A 2,930-nucleotide genomic window follows, 5' to 3' on the forward strand; every position below is an offset into this window, starting at 1 on the left:
TCTAGATATTATATAGCAATCCTAGTTGAAAATAGAAAGTCGGAAAGCGTAACACCAGCAATAATAAATGCATTAAAAGATTATCCAAAGAATTAGTAAAACAATAACCTTTGATAGAGGTAAAGAATTTTCAGAATTTGAGAAAATAGAAAAGAATTAGGATGCAAAACTTATTTTTGTTGATCCCTATTGTGCATGGCAAAAAGGTACAAATGAAAATAGTAACGGACTTTTGAGGGAGTTTTATCCTAAGGGTATGGATTTATCAGAAGTGAATATTGATGAATTAAATTATAACTTAAGTTTAATGAATAATAGACCTAGAAAATGTATAAAATATAAAACACCTAAAGAAGAACTTTTTGGTCTCTTACCATAGGTGTTGCATTTGATTTGACAATTCGTCTGCATAAAAATATCTGTTAGAGATTTACTCCCCAACAGATATTATAGAGCCTATTTTCCGATTAGTGTATCAAGTCTTGCTTTGTCAAAACCTACGATTTCTTCAGTTCCAACAACTATTACTGGAACTCCTGAATATCCTTTTTCCATTAATTCGCTTCTTGCTTGAGCATCGTTTTGAACGTTCTTTTCTTCAAATTCGATTCCCTTTTCTTTTAAATAGTCCTTTGCCATTGTGCAATATGGACATGTATTTGAAGTGTAAACTGTAATCTTTTCCATTTTATATTCCCCCTTAATTTCTTATTGAATTATACCCTTATTTTTGTTTATTAATCAACCTAACTTATGCTTTGCATGTACAAGGCCATCTTCAAATATGCATTGTATATGCTCGTCATCTAAGGAATAGATTGCATTTCTTGCAACTCTCTCCACTCTTATTATGTTATGACTTCTCAAAACAGCCAATTGATGTGAAATTGAAGACTGACTCATCTCCAATACATTTGAAATGTCCGTTACATTCATCGGGCCTTTTGATAATGCATAGAGTATTTTTATACGAGTTGGATCACTCATTGATTTAAAAATTATTGAAACTTTATCAATCAAATCAGTGGACTCAGCAAACTCTCTGATGTCTTGTTCTTTGTCCATCTAATCACCTCAAATTTGTGGAAAATTTATAGTAAGTATTATGAACTCTTCTGGTGTTAAAGTTTCAGCTCTTCTCTTTGAATCTATATTAGATATTTTTAGCACATTTTCTATAGTTTCCTTGCTTATATCAAAACCATAAGTTGATAGAGAATTTATTAAAGTCTTTCTTCTCTTTGAGAATGATGCTTTGACAATCTTAAACATCTTTTCTCTGTCTATCTCTACCAAATCATCTTTTAATTTAAATCTAACAACGCCTGAATCCACTCTTGGCTTTGGCATAAATACTGTGCTCGGTACGTCAAATTCATACCTTACATCAGAGTAGAACTGAACGAATACAGAGAGTGAACCATAGTCCTTTGTTGATGGCTTTGCAGAAAATCTTCTGGCAACTTCTTTTTGAACCATTACTGTTATGGACTCTGCTTTTGTCTGCTCTATAATCCTAGTTAGGATAGGTGTAGTTACATAATAAGGTAAGTTTGAAACTACTACAAAGCTCTCTCCATTAAATTCTTCATCTAGTACTCCCAAGTCCAATTTTAAAAAGTCGTCGTATATAACTTTTACATTTTCAAAATTTAGAGTTTCTTTATGAACAGGAATAAGAGTTTTATCTATTTCTATTGCCAAAACCTTTTTAGCTCTCATTGCCAATTCTTCTGTAAGAGTACCTAAGCCAGGTCCTATTTCAAGGACATTTTTACCTTCGACTTCTGATACATCCACAATTTTTCTGACTATGTTTCCGTCTATTAAAAAGTTTTGTCCCAATGATTTTGAAAATTTAAAACCATATTTATCTAATATTTCTACCACTCTATGTGGCTTATAAAGTCTTTCCATTTAAACCTACTTTTTCAGTACTTTTTCTGCTGAATCCACAGCCTCTTCAAATTCTTCAACTGTGATTTTAAATCCATTTAATTTATTCAACATTTGTTTGGCATTTCCATGCCCTATTTTTAAAATATCTCCTATGAGCTCTCTCTTGGCTTTTGAGTCCGGTCTTCCAGTGAGTCCATAAGTCATCAATATAGACTCGTTAAACAAGTCCATCTTCTCTTCAAAATCAGGTCTTGCATTCATTATAGCAACTCTTATATCTTCAGCCTTTGCGTTTTCAATTCCTATGTTGTCCTTTTTAGTAGCCTTGGACTGTGGTAGGAATGCGTGCTTTACACCTTTTATCTGCGAAGATATGTCACTTCTTATTTTCTTCCCCATATAGTCAGGGTCGGTGAAAATTATGAGCCCACGTTTTTTCTGAACATCTTTCAACTGGTTTATAAGTCTTTTCCCATAACCAAAACCATGAGTTTGAATCACATCACATTCAAGAGCACCTTTAACCGCTGTGACATCGTCTCTGCCTTCTACGACTATTACTTCTTTAATCATTATAGAACCTCTTTGCATTTTCAGCAGTAATGTCTATTATCTCCTGAGCTTTCATTCCTCTTAGCTTTCCAATTTCTTTTGCTGTGTGTTTTATAAACATCGGCTCGTTACGCTTGCCTCTCATAGGTGTTGGAGCAAGGTAAGGAGAGTCTGTTTCCAACAATAAAAACTCTAAAGGAACTTCTTTTGCTACTTCCTTAGGGTGTACAGAGTTCTTAAAAGTAACCGCCCCGCCAAGTGCAATATAGCACCCAAGTTTTATATATTCTCTCATCATCTCAACTGATTGTGTGAAACAATGTATCAAAACTTTTAAATCAGGATATTTTTGTTTAGCCTCTTTTATTATAGATAATTTATCATAACAAGTGCAACATAAATAAACTCATAGCTAATCAGCTGTGTTAATATGTAAGTGACCAAACAAAACATATTAAAAGGAGTGATTAACTATGAGC

Annotated in this window: 5 protein-coding genes and 1 pseudogene; 1 reads left to right on the top strand and 5 read right to left on the bottom strand. The window is 33.1% G+C overall.

Going from position 1 to position 2,930, the window contains the following annotated elements; genetic code table 11:
* Nucleotides 1–379 (top strand): annotated as a pseudogene (locus B8869_RS12555) (IS30 family transposase); the annotation flags it as partial.
* Nucleotides 380–456: 77 nt separating this feature from the next.
* On the opposite strand, the gene B8869_RS00050 reads toward B8869_RS12555, so the two are convergent.
* Genes B8869_RS00050 through B8869_RS00070 form a run of 5 tightly spaced genes read right to left on the bottom strand, consistent with a single transcriptional unit; the run spans nucleotide 457 to nucleotide 2,779 of the window.
* Nucleotides 457–687: a glutaredoxin family protein gene (locus B8869_RS00050; protein ID WP_040552788.1), complete on the bottom strand. Its 231-nt coding sequence runs from the start codon at nucleotides 685–687 to the stop codon at nucleotides 457–459.
* Nucleotides 688–741: 54 nt separating this feature from the next.
* Nucleotides 742–1,065, bottom strand: a complete 324-nt coding sequence (locus B8869_RS00055; protein ID WP_084229719.1) for an ArsR/SmtB family transcription factor — start codon at nucleotides 1,063–1,065, stop codon at nucleotides 742–744.
* A gap of 9 nt (nucleotides 1,066–1,074) precedes the next feature.
* On the bottom strand, nucleotides 1,075–1,917 hold the full coding sequence (gene rsmA / locus B8869_RS00060; RefSeq protein ID WP_084229720.1) for a 16S rRNA (adenine(1518)-N(6)/adenine(1519)-N(6))-dimethyltransferase RsmA: 843 nt from the start codon (nucleotides 1,915–1,917) through the stop codon (nucleotides 1,075–1,077).
* Between the two features lie 6 nt (nucleotides 1,918–1,923).
* Nucleotides 1,924–2,472 (bottom strand): ribonuclease M5, encoded by a 549-nt coding sequence (gene rnmV, locus B8869_RS00065; protein WP_084229721.1) that lies wholly within the window; start codon nucleotides 2,470–2,472, stop codon nucleotides 1,924–1,926.
* Entirely contained in the window at nucleotides 2,465–2,779 is a 315-nt protein-coding gene (locus tag B8869_RS00070; RefSeq protein ID WP_327083029.1) for a TatD family hydrolase, read from the bottom strand. Before B8869_RS00070 ends, rnmV begins: the two co-directional genes overlap by 8 nt.
* Nucleotides 2,780–2,930 lie beyond the last annotated feature (151 nt).

The sequence above is a fragment of the Peptoniphilus asaccharolyticus DSM 20463 genome (assembly GCF_900176115.1).
In the GTDB taxonomy this organism is placed as follows: domain Bacteria; phylum Bacillota; class Clostridia; order Tissierellales; family Peptoniphilaceae; genus Peptoniphilus; species Peptoniphilus asaccharolyticus.